We start from the raw sequence: 14,281 nt of genomic DNA on the forward strand, positions 1-14,281 counted from the left end.
GGTGTTGTAGCTAAAATCTTCGCTTAATAGCATTTAGATTTTTGCACTCTCTTCATTAGAAGAGCACGCATCTGAAAAGGGGAGCTTCGGCTTCCCTTTTGTTTTCTCAAAAGAAATATTACCTTCCATCTATCTTCTTCCCTCTCGATACAAAACCAACTTCCAATAAATTGCGATTATTTTTCCAACACTACTTGCATACTAAAGTGTGATCTGTATAATGCATCGCACTGGCTAACGCTGGTTGTGAACCAATGAGCACTGAGGAGTAGGTCTTACCTAGTAATGTATACTCAGCTTATGTTCGCGGTTAATAAAAATAGTAAACTTCTTGTTTACTTCAAAAGTTAACTGACAATGCGTCCTAATTTTGGGTGCTACGGTTTCACATAAATCAATCGGCATTCTCTCGTTTTATCGGGTTTGAGTGGCGATATTGTTTGTGTAATTTTTAATAATTGGAGCTCTGTCTCATGCAGAACCAACGTATTCGTATCCGCCTTAAAGCGTTTGATTACAAGCTAATCGATGCTTCAACTGCGGAAATCGTTGAAACAGCAAAACGTACTGGCGCACAGGTTCGTGGTCCTATTCCACTTCCTACTCGTAAAGAGCGTTTCACTGTTCTTACCTCTCCACACGTCAACAAAGATGCACGTGATCAGTACGAAATCCGTACTCACAAGCGTTTGATCGACATCGTTGAGCCAACAGATAAAACTGTTGATGCTCTAATGCGTCTTGATCTTGCAGCTGGCGTTGATGTTCAAATCAGCCTAGGTTAAGGGAGATAAGAATAATGATTGGTCTAGTCGGACGTAAAGTGGGTATGACCCGCGTATTTACTGAAGAAGGCGTTTCTATCCCAGTAACTGTTGTTGAGGTTGAAGCGAACCGTATTTCTCAAGTTAAAACTCTTGAGACAGACGGCTACGCAGCAATCCAAGTAACTACTGGTGCTAAGAAAGCTAACCGTGTAACTAAACCTGAAGCTGGTCACTTCGCGAAAGCGGGTGTAGAAGCAGGTCGCGGTCTTTGGGAATTCCGTTTAGAAAACGGCGAAGAGTTTGAAGTTGGCGCTGAGCTAAACGTAGAACTTTTCAACGAAATTAAAAAAGTAGACGTTACTGGTACATCTAAAGGTAAAGGCTTCCAAGGCGCTATCAAGCGTTGGAACTTCTCTACTCAAGATATGACTCACGGTAACTCTTTGTCTCACCGCGCACCGGGTTCAATTGGCCAATGTCAAACTCCAGGCCGCGTGTTTAAAGGCAAGAAAATGGCAGGTCACATGGGTGCTGAGCGTGTAACGACTCAAAACCTAGAGATCGTACGTGTTGACGCTGAGCGCAATCTACTCCTTATTAAAGGTGCAGTACCGGGCTCAACAGGCGGAAACGTGATCGTAAAACCTGCTGTTAAAGCATAACGTCTAGGAGTAAGTAATGGAATTGATGGTTAAAGGTGCTGATGCACTAACTGTTTCCGAGACTACTTTCGGACGTGACTTCAACGAAGCTCTTGTACACCAAGTAGTTGTTGCATATGCAGCAGGTGCTCGTCAAGGTACTCGTGCTCAAAAGACTCGTTCTGAAGTATCTGGCGGTGGCGCTAAGCCATGGCGTCAAAAAGGTACTGGCCGCGCACGTGCTGGTACAATTCGTAGCCCAATCTGGCGTACAGGTGGTGTTACTTTTGCTGCGAAACCACAAGATCACAGCCAAAAAGTAAACAAAAAAATGTACCGCGGTGCTATGAAGAGCATTCTTTCTGAGCTAGTTCGTCAAGAGCGTTTAATCGTTGTTGATAACTTCTCTGTAGAAGCACCAAAAACAAAAGAACTTGTAGCTAAGCTTAAAGAGCTTGAGCTAAGCGACGTTCTGATTGTGACTGGCGAAGTAGATGAAAATCTATTCTTAGCTGCTCGTAACCTATACAAAGTAGATGCACGTGATGTTGCTGGTGTTGATCCAGTATCACTAATCGCTTTCGACAAGGTTCTAATGACTGCTGACGCAGTTAAGCAAGTTGAGGAGATGCTAGCATGATCACTGAAGAGCGTATCTTAAAAGTTCTACGTGCTCCGCACATCTCTGAAAAAGCAACTATGGCAGCTGAGAAAGCGAACACTATCGTTTTCAAAGTAGCTAAAGATGCAACTAAGAAAGAGATCAAAGCAGCTGTAGAAAAGCTATTTGAAGTTGAAGTTAAGTCTGTAAATACTCTTGTATTAAAGGGTAAGACCAAACGTCAAGGTATGCGTGAAGGCCGTCGTTCAGACGTTAAGAAAGCCTACGTTACTTTGAAAGAAGGTCAAGATCTTGACTTCGTTGGCGGCGCGGAATAACAGGAGTAGTAAAAATGGCTATTGTTAAATGTAAGCCGACTTCCCCTGGTCGTCGTCACGTCGTTAAAGTTGTTAACGCTGACCTACACAAGGGTAAGCCATACGCACCACTTCTAGAGAAAAACTCTAAGAACGGTGGTCGTAACAACAACGGTCGTATTACAGTACGTCACATCGGTGGTGGTCATAAGCACCATTACCGTGTAATTGACTTCAAACGTACTAAAGATGGCATCCCAGCGAAAGTTGAGCGTCTAGAATACGATCCAAACCGTAGTGCTAACATCGCTCTAGTTCTGTACGCAGACGGTGAGCGTCGTTACATCATTGCACCTAAAGGTGTTAACGCAGGCGACCAGATTCAATCTGGCGTAGATGCTGCAATCAAAGCAGGTAACACTCTGCCGATGCGCAACATCCCAGTAGGTTCTACTGTACACTGTGTTGAACTTAAGCCTGGTAAAGGTGCTCAACTAGCTCGTTCGGCTGGTGCTTATGCTCAAATCATCGCTCGCGATGGTGCATACGTAACTATCCGTCTACGTTCTGGTGAGATGCGCAAAGTTCTTTCTGAAGGTCGTGCAACGATCGGTGAAGTTGGTAACTCTGAGCATATGCTACGTGAACTTGGTAAAGCTGGTGCTTCACGCTGGCGCGGCGTACGTCCAACCGTACGTGGTGTAGTAATGAACCCGGTGGATCACCCACATGGTGGTGGTGAAGGCCGCACATCTGGTGGTCGTCACCCAGTTTCTCCTTGGGGCGTTCCTACTAAGGGCTTCAAGACTCGTAAGAACAAGCGCACTGACAAGTACATCGTACGTCGTCGCACTAAATAATTTATAAAGAGGAATCGCCATGCCACGTTCTCTCAAGAAAGGTCCTTTTATTGACCTACACTTGCTGAAGAAGGTAGAGAAAGCGGTGGAAAGCGGAGACAAAAAGCCTATTAAGACTTGGTCCCGTCGCTCAATGATCATCCCAACAATGATTGGTTTGACCATCGCTGTCCATAATGGTCGTCAGCACGTTCCAGTTTTCGTTACCGAAGAAATGATCGGTCACAAACTGGGCGAATTTGCACCAACTCGTACTTATCGCGGTCATGCTGCAGATAAGAAAGCTAAGAAGAAATAAGGAGTAGATGATGGAAGCTTTAGCTAAACATAACTTTGCTCGTATTTCTCCACAGAAAGCTCGCTTAGTTGCAGACCAAATTCGCGGTAAGTCGGTAGACCAAGCTCTAGAAATTCTAACTTTCAGCAACAAAAAAGCTGCTGTATTAGTTAAGAAGGTTCTTGAGTCAGCTATCGCTAACGCGGAACATAACGAAGGTGCAGATATCGACGATCTAAATGTCGCTAAAATCTTCGTAGATGAGGGCCCTATCATGAAGCGTATTATGCCTCGTGCTAAAGGTCGTGCGGATCGTATCTTGAAGCGTTCAAGCCACATCACTATTGTTGTAGCAGATCGCTAAAGACTAGGAGAGTAAGCAATGGGTCAGAAAGTACATCCTAATGGTATTCGTCTTGGCATCGTTAAGCCTTGGAATGCTACATGGTTTGCTAATACCAACGAATTCGCTGACAACCTAGACGGCGACTTCAAGGTACGTCAGTTCCTTACAAAGGAACTACAAAAAGCATCATTATCTCGTATCGTTATCGAGCGTCCAGCTAAGAGCATCCGTGTGACTATTCACACTGCTCGTCCTGGCGTTGTTATCGGTAAGAAAGGTGAAGACGTAGAGAAGCTACGCGCAGCTGTAGCTAAAATCGCAGGTGTACCAGCGCAAATTAACATCGCTGAAGTACGTAAGCCTGAGCTAGATGGTCAGCTTGTAGCTGATAGCATCGCGTCTCAACTAGAGCGTCGTGTTATGTTCCGTCGTGCAATGAAGCGTGCGGTACAAAATGCTATGCGTCTAGGCGCTAAAGGCATCAAAGTACAAGTAGGCGGCCGTCTTGGCGGTGCTGAAATCGCACGTTCTGAGTGGTACCGTGAAGGCCGTGTGCCTCTACACACTCTACGTGCAGACATTGATTACGCAACTTCTTCGGCTCACACTCAATACGGTGTGATCGGCATTAAAGTTTGGATCTTCAAAGGTGAGATTCTAGGCGGTATGCCAGCTGCTAACGCAGTAGAGCCAAAAGGCGATAAGCCTAAGAAGCAGCGTAAAGGCCGTAAGTAAGGAGTCGAACGATGCTACAACCAAAACGTACTAAGTTCCGCAAGGTTATGACTGGTCGTAACCGTGGTCTAGCTAAAGGTACTGAAGTAAGCTTCGGCGAATTCGGTCTTAAAGCTGTTGGCCGTGGTCGTCTGACTGCACGTCAAATCGAAGCGGCACGTCGTGCTATGACACGTCACATTAAGCGTCAAGGTCAAATCTGGATCCGTGTATTCCCAGACAAGCCGATTACTGAAAAGCCTCTTGAAGTTCGTCAAGGTAAAGGTAAAGGTTCAGTTGCGTACTGGGTTGCTCAAATCCAACCAGGCAAAGTTATGTACGAGATGAATGGCGTACCTGAAGAGTTGGCACGTGAAGCGTTCCGCCTAGCGGCACGTAAACTGCCTGTTAAAACTACTTTTGTAACTAAGCAGGTGATGTGATGAAAGCACAAGATCTACGCGAAAAGAACGTTGAAGAGCTTAACGCTGAGCTATTGAATTTGCTACGTGAACAGTTCAACTTGCGCATGCAAGCTGCAACTGGTCAACTACAGCAAACTCATACTCTAAAAGCTGTACGCCGTGACATCGCACGTGTGAAAACTGTTTTGACTGAAAAGGCAGGCGCATAATGAGCGAAACTAACCGCATCCAGCAAGGCCGTGTAGTAAGTGACAAGATGGACAAGTCTATCGTTGTTGCTATTGAGCGCACTGTAAAACACCCAATTTACGGTAAGTTCATCAAACGCACGACTAAAGTACACGCACACGACGAAGACAACACTTGTGGCCTAGGCGACAAAGTTGAAATCGCTGAGTGTCGTCCTCTGTCTAAGACTAAGTCTTGGACATTGGTTAAAGTTCTAGAAAAAGCGAAGATTTAATCTTTGTAATTCTATAACTTATAAGCGGCTCCAAATAATTTTTTGGAGCCGCTTGTTTTTTGTCTACCCAATTTAAAAAAAGGGTGGTACAATTCGCGTCCCTTTTAAAGAGGCAGCCCGACCCGAGAGGGTCTAGTTTTAATATTTAGCGGAGCACTAACAATGATCCAGATGCAAAGTACACTTGACGCAGCAGATAACTCTGGCGCGCGCAAGGTAATGTGTATTAAGGTTCTGGGTGGCTCTCACCGCCGTTATGCACATATCGGTGACGTCATCAAGGTTACAGTGAAGGAAGCGATTCCTCGCGGTAAAGTAAAGAAAGGTGATGTTCTGAAGGCGGTAGTAGTGCGCACCCGTAAAGGCGTTCGTCGCCCAGACGGTTCTGTCATTCGCTTCGACAGTAATGCTTGTGTATTGTTAAATGACACTACTGAGCAACCAGTCGGCACACGTATCTTTGGTCCTGTGACTCGTGAACTTCGTAACGCGAAATTCATGAAGATTGTATCACTAGCACCTGAAGTTCTGTAAGGAGCGGCAATATGGCAGCTAAAATCCGTCGTAATGACGAAGTAATCATTCTTGCTGGTAAAGATAAAGGCAAGAAAGGTAAAGTAACTAAGGTTCTGACAACTGGTAAAGTTATCGTTGAAGGCATCAACCTTGTTAAGAAACACCAAAAGCCGGTTCCGGCTCTAGGTCAACAAGGTGGCATCGTTGAACAAGAAGCAGCTATTGATGCTTCTAACGTTGCTGTTTTTAACGCGGCTACTGGTAAAGCAGACCGTATCGGTTTCCGTATCGAAGATGGCAAGAAAGTTCGTTTCTTCAAATCTAACGGCGAAACTGTTTCTAACTAATTAGAAGTAATTTGGAGTTCTACTATGGCGAAACTGCATGATTACTACAAGTCGTCTGTAGTCGCTGAGCTTACCAAAGAGTTCAGCTACACAAGCGTCATGCAAGTCCCTAGGATTGAGAAAATCACCCTAAATATGGGCGTTGGTGAAGCAATCAACGATAAGAAACTGCTAGAAAACGCAGCAGCTGATATGGCAACGATCTCTGGTCAAAAGCCACTTATCACTAAAGCGCGTAAATCTGTAGCTGGTTTCAAAATTCGTGAAGGCTACCCAATTGGTTGTAAAGTAACCTTGCGTGGTGAGCGCATGTGGGAATTTTTAGAGCGTTTAATCTCTATCGCACTTCCACGTGTACGTGATTTCCGTGGTGTTAGCGCTAAGTCTTTTGACGGTCGCGGTAACTACAGCATGGGCGTTCGCGAGCAAATCATCTTTCCGGAAATCGACTACGATAAAGTCGATCGTGTCCGCGGTCTTGATATCACTATCACGACTTCTGCGGGTTCCGATGAGGAAGGCCGAGCTCTGCTGGCTGCCTTTAACTTCCCATTCCGTAAGTAAGGGTAGGGTTACTGTTATGGCTAAACAATCAATGAAAGCACGTGAAGCTAAACGTGCAAAACTAGTAGCTAAGTTCGCTGAAAAGCGTTCTGCGCTAAAAGTTATCATTAGCGATGTAAACGCATCTGAAGAAGATCGTTGGAATGCGGTTCTTAAACTGCAATCTCTTCCACGTGATTCAAGTGCATCACGTCAGCGCAACCGTTGCAACCAAACTGGTCGTCCACACGGTTACCTACGTAAATTCGGTCTAAGCCGCATTAAGGTTCGTGAAGCTTGCATGAAAGGCGAGATTCCGGGTCTTCGTAAGGCTAGCTGGTAATTGCCACTTAATCATTTGGAGTAAATCTTATGAGCATGCAAGATCCGATTTCGGATATGCTGACCCGAGTTCGTAACGGTCAGGCAGCAAACAAAGTTGCTGTAAAAATGCCTTCTTCAAAGCTTAAAGTTGCAATTGCTGCATTACTTAAAGCTGAAGGTTACATCGTAGACTTCGCTGTTAACAGCGAAGCAAAACCTGAGCTAGAAGTTACTCTTAAGTACTTCCAAGCTAAACCTGTAATCGAGCAAATCAAGCGTGTATCACGTCCTGGTCTAAGAGTTTATAAAAATAAAGACTCTTTACCTACAGTGATGGGTGGTCTTGGTATTGCAGTTGTTTCTACTTCCAAGGGTCTGATGTCTGACCGTGCTGCTCGTAAAGCAGGTCTTGGCGGTGAAATCATCTGTTACGTAGCTTAAGGAGTAGATTATGTCTCGTGTTGCTAAAGCACCTGTCGCTATTCCAGCTGGCGTAGAGGTGAAACTAAACGGCCAAGAAGTTACTGTAAAAGGTAGCAAAGGTGAGCTTACTCGCGTTCTTAACAGCGCCGTAGTTATTGCACAGGAAGAAACCAACCTAACTTTCGGTCCGAAAGAAGGTGTTACTAACGCATGGGCACAAGCTGGTACAGCTCGCGCTCTAGTTAATAACATGGTTGTGGGTGTTACTGAGGGCTTCACTAAGAAGCTAACTCTTAAGGGTGTTGGTTACCGTGCTGCTATGAAAGGCAACTCTGTAGCTCTAACTCTTGGTTTTTCTCACCCAGTAGAGCACGCTCTACCTGAAGGTATTAAAGCTGAGTGCCCTAGCCAAACTGAGATCATCATTACTGGTTGCGATAAGCAAGTAGTAGGTCAAGTTGCGGCTGACATTCGTTCTTACCGTGCTCCTGAGCCTTACAAAGGCAAAGGTGTTCGTTACGCAGATGAAAATGTGCGTACTAAAGAAGCTAAGAAGAAGTAAGGTATCACTATGGATAAGAAAGCATCTCGCATCCGTCGTGCTACACGTGCACGTCGTAAGATTGCAGAACTTGGTGCAACTCGCCTGGTAGTACACCGTACTCCTCGCCATGTTTACGCACAAGTTATCGCGGCAAACGGCTCTGAGGTTATCGCAGCTGCTTCTACTGTAGAAAAAGCGATCCGTGAGCAAGTTAAGAACACTGGTAACGTTGATGCAGCTAAAGCAGTTGGTAAAGCTGTTGCTGAGCGCGCTCTTGAAAAAGGCGTAGCTTCAGTTGCATTTGATCGTTCTGGTTTCCAATACCACGGTCGAGTAGCGGCGCTAGCAGAATCTGCTCGCGAAGCTGGTCTGAAATTCTAAGGTAGGGTTGGAAGATGGCTAAAGAACAACAACAAGCTAATGATTTGCAAGAAAAGCTGATCGCAGTTAACCGTGTATCTAAGACGGTTAAAGGTGGTCGAATCATGAGCTTTACTGCACTAACAGTAGTTGGTGACGGTAACGGTCGCGTAGGTTTCGGTTACGGCAAAGCTCGTGAAGTACCTGCTGCGATTCAAAAAGCAATGGAAAAAGCGCGCCGTAACATGGTTACAGTATCGCTTAACGAAGGCACTCTTCACCACCCGGTGAAAGGTCGTCATTCGGGCTCTAAAGTTTACATGCAGCCAGCTGCAGAAGGTACAGGTGTTATTGCCGGCGGTGCAATGCGTGCTGTACTTGAAGTTGCGGGCGTACATAACGTACTTTCTAAAGCATACGGTTCAACGAACCCGATCAACATCGTTCGTGCAACGATTGGTGCTCTAGTAGACGTTAAGTCACCAGAAATGGTTGCTGCTAAACGTGGTCTAACTGTTGAATCTATTTCGGAGTAAGCACACGATGGCAACTATTAAAGTAACTCAAACTAAAAGCTCAATTGGTCGCCTACCTAAGCACAAAGCGTGTCTTAAAGGTCTAGGTCTTCGTCGCATCAACCATACAGTAGAACTTGAAGATACACCGTGCGTACGCGGTATGATCAACAAGGTTTACTACATGGTTAAGATTGAGGAGTAATCAGAATGCGTTTGAATACTCTATCACCGGCTGCTGGCTCTAAACCTTCTAAGAAGCGTGTAGGTCGTGGTATCGGTTCTGGCCTTGGTAAAACAGGTGGCCGCGGTCACAAAGGTCAAAAGTCACGTTCTGGCGGCTCTGTTCGTCCAGGTTTTGAAGGCGGTCAAATGCCTCTAAAACAACGTCTACCTAAATTCGGTTTCACTTCTCGTAAGAGCCTAGTGTCTGCTGAAGTTCGTCTAGCTGAGCTAGCGAAAGTAACAGGTGACGTAGTTGATCTTAACAGCCTTAAAGCTGCTAACGTTATCACTAAGAACATCGAGTTTGTTAAGATCGTTCTTTCTGGTGACCTAAGCAAAGCTGTGACTGTTAAAGGTCTACGCGTGACTAAAGGCGCTAAAGCTGCAATCGAAGCTGCAGGCGGTAAAATCGAGGAATAATCTCGAGGAACGAGGTACAGATGGCTAAGAAACCAGGACAAGATTTTCGTAGTGCTCAGAGCGGCTTAAGTGAACTAAAGTCGCGCTTATTATTCGTAATTGGTGCACTTTTAGTATTCCGAGCCGGCTCTTTTGTGCCGATCCCTGGTATTGACGCAGCTGTACTTGCCGATTTGTTCGATCAGCAAAAAGGTACCATCGTAGAAATGTTTAACATGTTCTCCGGTGGTGCTCTTGAGCGTGCATCTATATTAGCATTGGGTATCATGCCGTACATTTCGGCATCGATCGTAGTCCAATTGCTAACTGTAGTTCATCCAGCGTTAGCGGAACTCAAGAAAGAGGGTGAAGCAGGCCGTCGTAAGATAAGCCAATATACACGCTACGGCACGCTTGTACTTGCAACATTCCAAGCTATTGGTATCGCAACAGGCTTACCAAACATGGTCGACAATCTGGTTGTTATCAACCAAACCATGTTTACGCTTATTGCTACCGTGAGTTTAGTAACTGGTACCATGTTCTTAATGTGGTTAGGTGAACAAATCACTGAGCGAGGAATCGGTAATGGTATTTCCATTCTGATTTTTGCAGGTATTGTTGCTGGATTGCCTTCTGCAATCGGTCAAACAATCGAGCAAGCGCGTCAAGGTGAATTGCATGTGCTTCTTCTGCTGTTGATTGCTGTATTGTCTTTTGCTGTTATTTACTTCGTAGTTTTCATGGAACGTGGTCAACGTCGTATCGTCGTTAACTATGCGAAACGTCAACAAGGTCGTAAAGTTTTTGCAGCACAAAGCTCTCACTTGCCTCTTAAGATTAATATGGCAGGTGTTATTCCAGCGATTTTCGCATCAAGTATTATTTTGTTCCCAGGAACATTAGCGCAGTGGTTTGGTCAAAATGGTGAAAGCAGCGCGTTCGGTTGGTTAACTGACGTGTCATTAGCTCTTAGCCCAGGTCAACCTTTGTATGTAATGCTTTATGCAGCAGCTATAATCTTCTTCTGTTTCTTCTATACAGCGTTGGTGTTTAACCCACGTGAAACAGCTGATAACTTGAAGAAGTCTGGTGCATTCGTACCCGGTATCCGCCCAGGTGAGCAGACAGCGAAATATATCGATAAAGTGATGACTAGACTAACCCTTGCGGGCGCTCTATACATTACTTTTATATGTCTGATTCCTGAGTTCATGATGGTCGCGTGGAACGTTCGTTTCTACTTTGGCGGCACATCACTACTAATCGTAGTGGTAGTTATCATGGATTTCATGGCACAGGTACAGACTCATCTGATGTCACAACAGTATGATTCTGTGTTAAAGAAAGCGAATCTGAAGGGTTACGGCCGTTAATTCGGTGGTAACAATTTCGATTCCATTTACGGAGTTTAGCAATGAAAGTTCGTGCTTCCGTTAAAAAAATCTGCCGTAACTGTAAAGTTATCAAGCGTAACGGTGTCGTTCGCGTGATTTGCAGTGAGCCAAAGCATAAGCAACGCCAAGGCTAATTAGCAGAAATTTTTACTTGAAATACAAGGTAGAGTCGAGTATATTCCTCGGCCTACCTTTTGCGTGCAAAAGAAGTAGTATGCCGCAGCGTATCCATAACGGGCTTTGCTGCGGATAATTCTTTTATGAACCCCTTAGGAGTGAATAATGGCCCGTATAGCCGGCATTAACATTCCTGATCATAAGCATTCTGTAATTGCACTTACTGCAATCTACGGTATCGGTAAAACTCGCTCTCAAGCTATTCTAGCTGAAGTGGGTATTGCTGAAGATGCTAAGATCAGTGAACTAACTGAAGAGCAGATCGATCAACTGCGTGATGGTGTAGCTAAGTACACTGTAGAAGGTGATCTACGTCGTGAAGTATCGATGAACATCAAGCGTCTTATGGACCTTGGCTGTTACCGCGGTCTTCGTCATCGTCGCAGTCTACCACTACGTGGACAGCGTACTAAAACCAACGCTCGCACCCGTAAGGGTCCGCGCAAGCCGATCAAGAAATAGTCGGATAAGGTAGAGTACAATGGCAAAACAACCAACTCGCGCGCGTAAGCGCGTACGCAAGCAAGTAGCTGATGGCGTAGCGCACATTCATGCTTCTTTCAACAACACAATCGTAACTATCACTGACCGTCAAGGCAACGCTCTTGCATGGGCTACAGCAGGTGGTTCAGGTTTCCGTGGTTCTCGTAAATCTACTCCGTTCGCAGCACAAGTTGCAGCTGAGCGTTGTGGTGAAATGGCTAAAGAATATGGCCTAAAGAACTTGGAAGTTATGGTTAAGGGTCCAGGTCCAGGTCGCGAATCTACTGTTCGTGCACTGAACGCTGCTGGTTTCCGTATCACTAACATTGTTGATGCGACACCAATCCCTCATAACGGTTGTCGTCCACCTAAGAAACGTCGCGTTTAAGTTTCGTTTCTAGGAATATTGGAGAAAGATCATGGCAAGATATTTGGGTCCTAAGCTTAAGCTTAGCCGTCGCGAAGGTACTGACTTATTCCTTAAGTCTGGTGTCCGTGCGATCGATACCAAGTGTAAAATTGATAACGCACCAGGTGTACACGGCGCTCGTCGCGGTCGTCTATCTGAGTATGGCGTTCAGCTTCGTGAGAAGCAAAAAGTTCGTCGTATCTACGGCGTTCTAGAAAAACAATTCCGCAACTACTACAAAGAAGCTGCACGTCTTAAAGGCAACACAGGTGCAAACCTGCTTCAGCTTCTTGAAGGTCGTCTTGATAACGTAGTTTACCGTATGGGCTTTGGCGCTACTCGTGCTGAATCTCGTCAACTAGTTAGCCACAAGTCTATTCTAGTTAACGGTAAAGTTGTAAACGTTCCTTCTTTCAAAGTAGCGGCAAACGACGTTGTTTCTATCCGCGAGAAAGCTAAACAGCAATCTCGTATTAAAGCGGCTCTAGAAGTTGCTGAACAACGTGAAAAGCCAACTTGGATTGAAGTAGATGCTGGCAAAATGGAAGGTACATTCAAGCGTATGCCTGAGCGTTCTGACCTATCAGCTGACATCAATGAACACTTGATCGTCGAACTTTACTCTAAGTAAGGTTAAAAAAAGAGAGGACACAATGCAGGGTTCTGTAACAGAATTTCTTAAGCCGCGTCTTGTTGACATTGAACAGATCAATACGACACACGCGAAAGTAACTCTTGAGCCATTAGAGCGCGGTTTCGGCCACACTCTAGGTAATGCTCTTCGCCGCATTCTTCTATCTTCTATGCCGGGTTGTGCCGTAACAGAAGTTGAAATTGAAGGTGTGCTACACGAATACAGCACTAAAGAAGGCGTTCAGGAAGATATCCTGGAAATCCTTCTAAACCTTAAAGGTTTGGCTGTACGCGTTGCTGAAGGCAAAGATGAAGTGTTTATTACACTGAACAAATCAGGCTCAGGCCCTGTTGTTGCAGGTGACATCACCCACGATGGTGATGTAGAGATCGCTAACCCTGAGCACGTAATTTGTCACCTAACGGATGACAACGCTGAGATCGCTATGCGTATCAAAGTAGAACGTGGTCGTGGTTACGTTCCAGCTTCAGCTCGTATCCATACTGAAGAAGATGAGCGTCCTATCGGTCGTCTACTAGTTGACGCTACTTACAGCCCGGTTGATAAAATCGCTTACGCTGTAGAAGCGGCACGTGTAGAACAACGTACTGATTTAGACAAGCTTGTTATCGATATGGAAACGAACGGTACTCTAGAACCTGAGGAAGCAATCCGTCGTGCAGCTACTATTTTAGCTGAACAACTGGATGCGTTCGTAGATCTTCGTGATGTACGTGTACCTGAGGAGAAGGAAGAGAAGCCAGAATTCGATCCTATCCTACTACGTCCTGTAGACGATCTTGAACTAACAGTTCGCTCTGCTAACTGTTTGAAAGCAGAAGCGATTCACTACATCGGTGATCTTGTACAGCGCACTGAGGTTGAGCTACTTAAAACGCCAAACCTTGGTAAGAAATCTCTTACAGAGATTAAAGATGTGCTTGCTTCACGTGGTCTTTCTCTAGGCATGCGTCTAGAAAACTGGCCACCAGCGTCAATCGCTGAAGATTAATCGAAAAGTTAGAAGGATTAGGTCATGCGCCATCGTAAAAGTGGTCGTCAACTCAACCGCAACAGCAGTCATCGCAAAGCGATGTTCAGCAACATGGCTAGCTCTCTTGTTCGTCACGAAGTTATTAAAACTACCGTGCCTAAAGCAAAAGAACTACGTCGCGTAATTGAGCCATTGATTACCCTAGCTAAGACAGACAGTGTTGCTAACCGTCGTCTTGCATTTGCTCGCACTCGTGATAACGAAGTTGTGGCAAAACTATTTAATGAACTAGGCCCGCGTTTCGCGGCTCGCCAAGGTGGTTACACTCGCATCCTTAAATGTGGTTTCCGTACTGGTGATAAAGCTCCAATGGCTTACATTGAGCTTGTAGACCGCCCAGCTGCTGAAGAAGCTGCTGAGTAATCTATACTAGATTCTTAATACAAAAGCCGAGCATTAGCTCGGCTTTTTTGTGTCTGTAGAACAAGGAATAGACAATAGAAATTGCACCATGATGTTTGGCATTTTTTGCTTGTCTTGTCTGCGCCATTTTTCAAAAATATCTCGTATCTCGTATCTC

28 protein-coding genes are annotated in these 14,281 nt (G+C 45.2%); all 28 read left to right on the top strand.

Annotation, left to right across the window (positions count from 1 at the left end):
• The first annotated feature begins 473 nt into the window (after positions 1–473).
• The 28 genes from rpsJ to rplQ all read left to right on the top strand — a co-directional run bounded on the left by rpsJ (position 474) and on the right by rplQ (position 14,124).
• Entirely contained in the window at positions 474–785 is a 312-nt protein-coding gene (gene rpsJ, locus AB4503_RS22290) for a 30S ribosomal protein S10 (RefSeq protein ID WP_004736761.1), read from the top strand.
• 14 nt (positions 786–799) lie between these two features.
• Positions 800–1,429: a 50S ribosomal protein L3 gene (gene rplC / locus AB4503_RS22295; protein ID WP_004736763.1), complete on the top strand. Its 630-nt coding sequence runs from the start codon at positions 800–802 to the stop codon at positions 1,427–1,429.
• Positions 1,430–1,445: 16 nt separating this feature from the next.
• Positions 1,446–2,048: a 50S ribosomal protein L4 gene (gene rplD, locus AB4503_RS22300; protein WP_004738803.1), complete on the top strand. Its 603-nt coding sequence runs from the start codon at positions 1,446–1,448 to the stop codon at positions 2,046–2,048.
• Positions 2,045–2,347: a 50S ribosomal protein L23 gene (gene rplW, locus AB4503_RS22305; RefSeq protein ID WP_004736765.1), complete on the top strand. Its 303-nt coding sequence runs from the start codon at positions 2,045–2,047 to the stop codon at positions 2,345–2,347. The genes rplD and rplW overlap by 4 nt, the downstream gene beginning before the upstream one ends.
• Positions 2,348–2,361: 14 nt before the next feature.
• Positions 2,362–3,186 (top strand): 50S ribosomal protein L2, encoded by an 825-nt coding sequence (gene rplB / locus AB4503_RS22310; protein WP_010435149.1) that lies wholly within the window; start codon positions 2,362–2,364, stop codon positions 3,184–3,186.
• Between the two features lie 19 nt (positions 3,187–3,205).
• Positions 3,206–3,484, top strand: coding sequence for a 30S ribosomal protein S19 (gene rpsS, locus AB4503_RS22315; RefSeq protein ID WP_004736729.1), 279 nt, complete (start codon positions 3,206–3,208; stop codon positions 3,482–3,484).
• 10 nt (positions 3,485–3,494) lie between these two features.
• Complete coding sequence (gene rplV, locus AB4503_RS22320) at positions 3,495–3,827, top strand: 50S ribosomal protein L22 (RefSeq protein WP_004736732.1); 333 nt, start codon at positions 3,495–3,497, stop codon at positions 3,825–3,827.
• Positions 3,828–3,845: 18 nt separating this feature from the next.
• Positions 3,846–4,544: a 30S ribosomal protein S3 gene (rpsC, locus tag AB4503_RS22325; protein WP_004736734.1), complete on the top strand. Its 699-nt coding sequence runs from the start codon at positions 3,846–3,848 to the stop codon at positions 4,542–4,544.
• An 11-nt stretch (positions 4,545–4,555) separates the two neighbouring features.
• Complete coding sequence (gene rplP, locus AB4503_RS22330; RefSeq protein WP_004736736.1) at positions 4,556–4,966, top strand: 50S ribosomal protein L16; 411 nt, start codon at positions 4,556–4,558, stop codon at positions 4,964–4,966.
• Positions 4,966–5,157, top strand: a complete 192-nt coding sequence (gene rpmC / locus AB4503_RS22335; RefSeq protein ID WP_004736737.1) for a 50S ribosomal protein L29 — start codon at positions 4,966–4,968, stop codon at positions 5,155–5,157. Before rplP ends, rpmC begins: the two co-directional genes overlap by 1 nt.
• The gene (gene rpsQ, locus AB4503_RS22340; RefSeq protein ID WP_004736739.1) at positions 5,157–5,411 is read left to right on the top strand and encodes a 30S ribosomal protein S17; all 255 of its coding nucleotides are present in this window, start codon (positions 5,157–5,159) and stop codon (positions 5,409–5,411) included. Before rpmC ends, rpsQ begins: the two co-directional genes overlap by 1 nt.
• Positions 5,412–5,573: 162 nt before the next feature.
• Positions 5,574–5,945 carry a 50S ribosomal protein L14 gene (gene rplN / locus AB4503_RS22345; protein WP_004736740.1) on the top strand — a complete coding sequence of 124 codons (372 nt, stop codon included), beginning with the start codon at positions 5,574–5,576 and terminating at the stop codon, positions 5,943–5,945.
• 11 nt (positions 5,946–5,956) lie between these two features.
• On the top strand, positions 5,957–6,274 hold the full coding sequence (gene rplX, locus AB4503_RS22350) for a 50S ribosomal protein L24 (protein WP_004738792.1): 318 nt from the start codon (positions 5,957–5,959) through the stop codon (positions 6,272–6,274).
• Between the two features lie 24 nt (positions 6,275–6,298).
• On the top strand, positions 6,299–6,838 hold the full coding sequence (gene rplE / locus AB4503_RS22355) for a 50S ribosomal protein L5 (RefSeq protein WP_004738790.1): 540 nt from the start codon (positions 6,299–6,301) through the stop codon (positions 6,836–6,838).
• Positions 6,839–6,854: 16 nt separating this feature from the next.
• Positions 6,855–7,160: a 30S ribosomal protein S14 gene (gene rpsN / locus AB4503_RS22360; RefSeq protein ID WP_004738789.1), complete on the top strand. Its 306-nt coding sequence runs from the start codon at positions 6,855–6,857 to the stop codon at positions 7,158–7,160.
• 29 nt (positions 7,161–7,189) lie between these two features.
• Complete coding sequence (gene rpsH / locus AB4503_RS22365) at positions 7,190–7,582, top strand: 30S ribosomal protein S8 (RefSeq protein ID WP_017061309.1); 393 nt, start codon at positions 7,190–7,192, stop codon at positions 7,580–7,582.
• 10 nt (positions 7,583–7,592) lie between these two features.
• On the top strand, positions 7,593–8,126 hold the full coding sequence (rplF, locus tag AB4503_RS22370; protein WP_017063712.1) for a 50S ribosomal protein L6: 534 nt from the start codon (positions 7,593–7,595) through the stop codon (positions 8,124–8,126).
• A gap of 9 nt (positions 8,127–8,135) precedes the next feature.
• Positions 8,136–8,489 (top strand): 50S ribosomal protein L18, encoded by a 354-nt coding sequence (rplR, locus tag AB4503_RS22375; RefSeq protein ID WP_004738784.1) that lies wholly within the window; start codon positions 8,136–8,138, stop codon positions 8,487–8,489.
• Between the two features lie 14 nt (positions 8,490–8,503).
• Positions 8,504–9,004, top strand: coding sequence for a 30S ribosomal protein S5 (gene rpsE / locus AB4503_RS22380; RefSeq protein WP_017061307.1), 501 nt, complete (start codon positions 8,504–8,506; stop codon positions 9,002–9,004).
• 7 nt (positions 9,005–9,011) lie between these two features.
• Positions 9,012–9,188: a 50S ribosomal protein L30 gene (rpmD, locus tag AB4503_RS22385; RefSeq protein ID WP_004736756.1), complete on the top strand. Its 177-nt coding sequence runs from the start codon at positions 9,012–9,014 to the stop codon at positions 9,186–9,188.
• A gap of 5 nt (positions 9,189–9,193) precedes the next feature.
• Positions 9,194–9,628, top strand: coding sequence for a 50S ribosomal protein L15 (rplO, locus tag AB4503_RS22390; protein WP_004736758.1), 435 nt, complete (start codon positions 9,194–9,196; stop codon positions 9,626–9,628).
• Between the two features lie 20 nt (positions 9,629–9,648).
• On the top strand, positions 9,649–10,983 hold the full coding sequence (secY, locus tag AB4503_RS22395; RefSeq protein ID WP_004738781.1) for a preprotein translocase subunit SecY: 1,335 nt from the start codon (positions 9,649–9,651) through the stop codon (positions 10,981–10,983).
• Between the two features lie 41 nt (positions 10,984–11,024).
• Positions 11,025–11,138 (top strand): 50S ribosomal protein L36, encoded by a 114-nt coding sequence (gene rpmJ / locus AB4503_RS22400; RefSeq protein ID WP_000868186.1) that lies wholly within the window; start codon positions 11,025–11,027, stop codon positions 11,136–11,138.
• A 148-nt stretch (positions 11,139–11,286) separates the two neighbouring features.
• Positions 11,287–11,643 carry a 30S ribosomal protein S13 gene (gene rpsM / locus AB4503_RS22405; protein ID WP_004738779.1) on the top strand — a complete coding sequence of 119 codons (357 nt, stop codon included), beginning with the start codon at positions 11,287–11,289 and terminating at the stop codon, positions 11,641–11,643.
• 19 nt (positions 11,644–11,662) lie between these two features.
• Positions 11,663–12,052, top strand: coding sequence for a 30S ribosomal protein S11 (gene rpsK, locus AB4503_RS22410; RefSeq protein WP_004738778.1), 390 nt, complete (start codon positions 11,663–11,665; stop codon positions 12,050–12,052).
• A gap of 31 nt (positions 12,053–12,083) precedes the next feature.
• Positions 12,084–12,704, top strand: a complete 621-nt coding sequence (gene rpsD, locus AB4503_RS22415) for a 30S ribosomal protein S4 (RefSeq protein WP_004738777.1) — start codon at positions 12,084–12,086, stop codon at positions 12,702–12,704.
• Between the two features lie 22 nt (positions 12,705–12,726).
• A complete protein-coding gene (locus AB4503_RS22420; RefSeq protein WP_004729813.1) occupies positions 12,727–13,719 on the top strand; it encodes a DNA-directed RNA polymerase subunit alpha in 993 nt (330 codons plus the stop codon).
• A 24-nt stretch (positions 13,720–13,743) separates the two neighbouring features.
• Positions 13,744–14,124: a 50S ribosomal protein L17 gene (rplQ, locus tag AB4503_RS22425; protein ID WP_004729812.1), complete on the top strand. Its 381-nt coding sequence runs from the start codon at positions 13,744–13,746 to the stop codon at positions 14,122–14,124.
• Positions 14,125–14,281: the final 157 nt, after the last annotated feature.

Source organism: Vibrio sp. 10N.222.55.B11 (assembly GCF_041473705.1).
Lineage (GTDB): Bacteria > Pseudomonadota > Gammaproteobacteria > Enterobacterales > Vibrionaceae > Vibrio > Vibrio crassostreae_C.

Coding starts and splice junctions, on each gene's coding strand:
- rpmD (WP_004736756.1), top strand. CDS start 9,012: ATGGCAACTATTAAAGTAACTCAAACTAAAAGCTCAATTGGTCGCCTA.
- secY (WP_004738781.1), top strand. CDS start 9,649: ATGGCTAAGAAACCAGGACAAGATTTTCGTAGTGCTCAGAGCGGCTTA.
- rpsQ (WP_004736739.1), top strand. CDS start 5,157: ATGAGCGAAACTAACCGCATCCAGCAAGGCCGTGTAGTAAGTGACAAG.
- rplP (WP_004736736.1), top strand. CDS start 4,556: ATGCTACAACCAAAACGTACTAAGTTCCGCAAGGTTATGACTGGTCGT.
- rpsD (WP_004738777.1), top strand. CDS start 12,084: ATGGCAAGATATTTGGGTCCTAAGCTTAAGCTTAGCCGTCGCGAAGGT.
- rpsM (WP_004738779.1), top strand. CDS start 11,287: ATGGCCCGTATAGCCGGCATTAACATTCCTGATCATAAGCATTCTGTA.
- rplV (WP_004736732.1), top strand. CDS start 3,495: ATGGAAGCTTTAGCTAAACATAACTTTGCTCGTATTTCTCCACAGAAA.
- rpsH (WP_017061309.1), top strand. CDS start 7,190: ATGAGCATGCAAGATCCGATTTCGGATATGCTGACCCGAGTTCGTAAC.
- rpsJ (WP_004736761.1), top strand. CDS start 474: ATGCAGAACCAACGTATTCGTATCCGCCTTAAAGCGTTTGATTACAAG.
- rpsE (WP_017061307.1), top strand. CDS start 8,504: ATGGCTAAAGAACAACAACAAGCTAATGATTTGCAAGAAAAGCTGATC.
- rplX (WP_004738792.1), top strand. CDS start 5,957: ATGGCAGCTAAAATCCGTCGTAATGACGAAGTAATCATTCTTGCTGGT.
- rplR (WP_004738784.1), top strand. CDS start 8,136: ATGGATAAGAAAGCATCTCGCATCCGTCGTGCTACACGTGCACGTCGT.
- rpmJ (WP_000868186.1), top strand. CDS start 11,025: ATGAAAGTTCGTGCTTCCGTTAAAAAAATCTGCCGTAACTGTAAAGTT.
- rpsN (WP_004738789.1), top strand. CDS start 6,855: ATGGCTAAACAATCAATGAAAGCACGTGAAGCTAAACGTGCAAAACTA.
- rplN (WP_004736740.1), top strand. CDS start 5,574: ATGATCCAGATGCAAAGTACACTTGACGCAGCAGATAACTCTGGCGCG.
- rplD (WP_004738803.1), top strand. CDS start 1,446: ATGGAATTGATGGTTAAAGGTGCTGATGCACTAACTGTTTCCGAGACT.
- rplO (WP_004736758.1), top strand. CDS start 9,194: ATGCGTTTGAATACTCTATCACCGGCTGCTGGCTCTAAACCTTCTAAG.
- rplC (WP_004736763.1), top strand. CDS start 800: ATGATTGGTCTAGTCGGACGTAAAGTGGGTATGACCCGCGTATTTACT.
- rpmC (WP_004736737.1), top strand. CDS start 4,966: ATGAAAGCACAAGATCTACGCGAAAAGAACGTTGAAGAGCTTAACGCT.
- rplB (WP_010435149.1), top strand. CDS start 2,362: ATGGCTATTGTTAAATGTAAGCCGACTTCCCCTGGTCGTCGTCACGTC.
- rpsK (WP_004738778.1), top strand. CDS start 11,663: ATGGCAAAACAACCAACTCGCGCGCGTAAGCGCGTACGCAAGCAAGTA.
- rpsC (WP_004736734.1), top strand. CDS start 3,846: ATGGGTCAGAAAGTACATCCTAATGGTATTCGTCTTGGCATCGTTAAG.
- rplF (WP_017063712.1), top strand. CDS start 7,593: ATGTCTCGTGTTGCTAAAGCACCTGTCGCTATTCCAGCTGGCGTAGAG.
- AB4503_RS22420 (WP_004729813.1), top strand. CDS start 12,727: ATGCAGGGTTCTGTAACAGAATTTCTTAAGCCGCGTCTTGTTGACATT.
- rplE (WP_004738790.1), top strand. CDS start 6,299: ATGGCGAAACTGCATGATTACTACAAGTCGTCTGTAGTCGCTGAGCTT.
- rpsS (WP_004736729.1), top strand. CDS start 3,206: ATGCCACGTTCTCTCAAGAAAGGTCCTTTTATTGACCTACACTTGCTG.
- rplW (WP_004736765.1), top strand. CDS start 2,045: ATGATCACTGAAGAGCGTATCTTAAAAGTTCTACGTGCTCCGCACATC.
- rplQ (WP_004729812.1), top strand. CDS start 13,744: ATGCGCCATCGTAAAAGTGGTCGTCAACTCAACCGCAACAGCAGTCAT.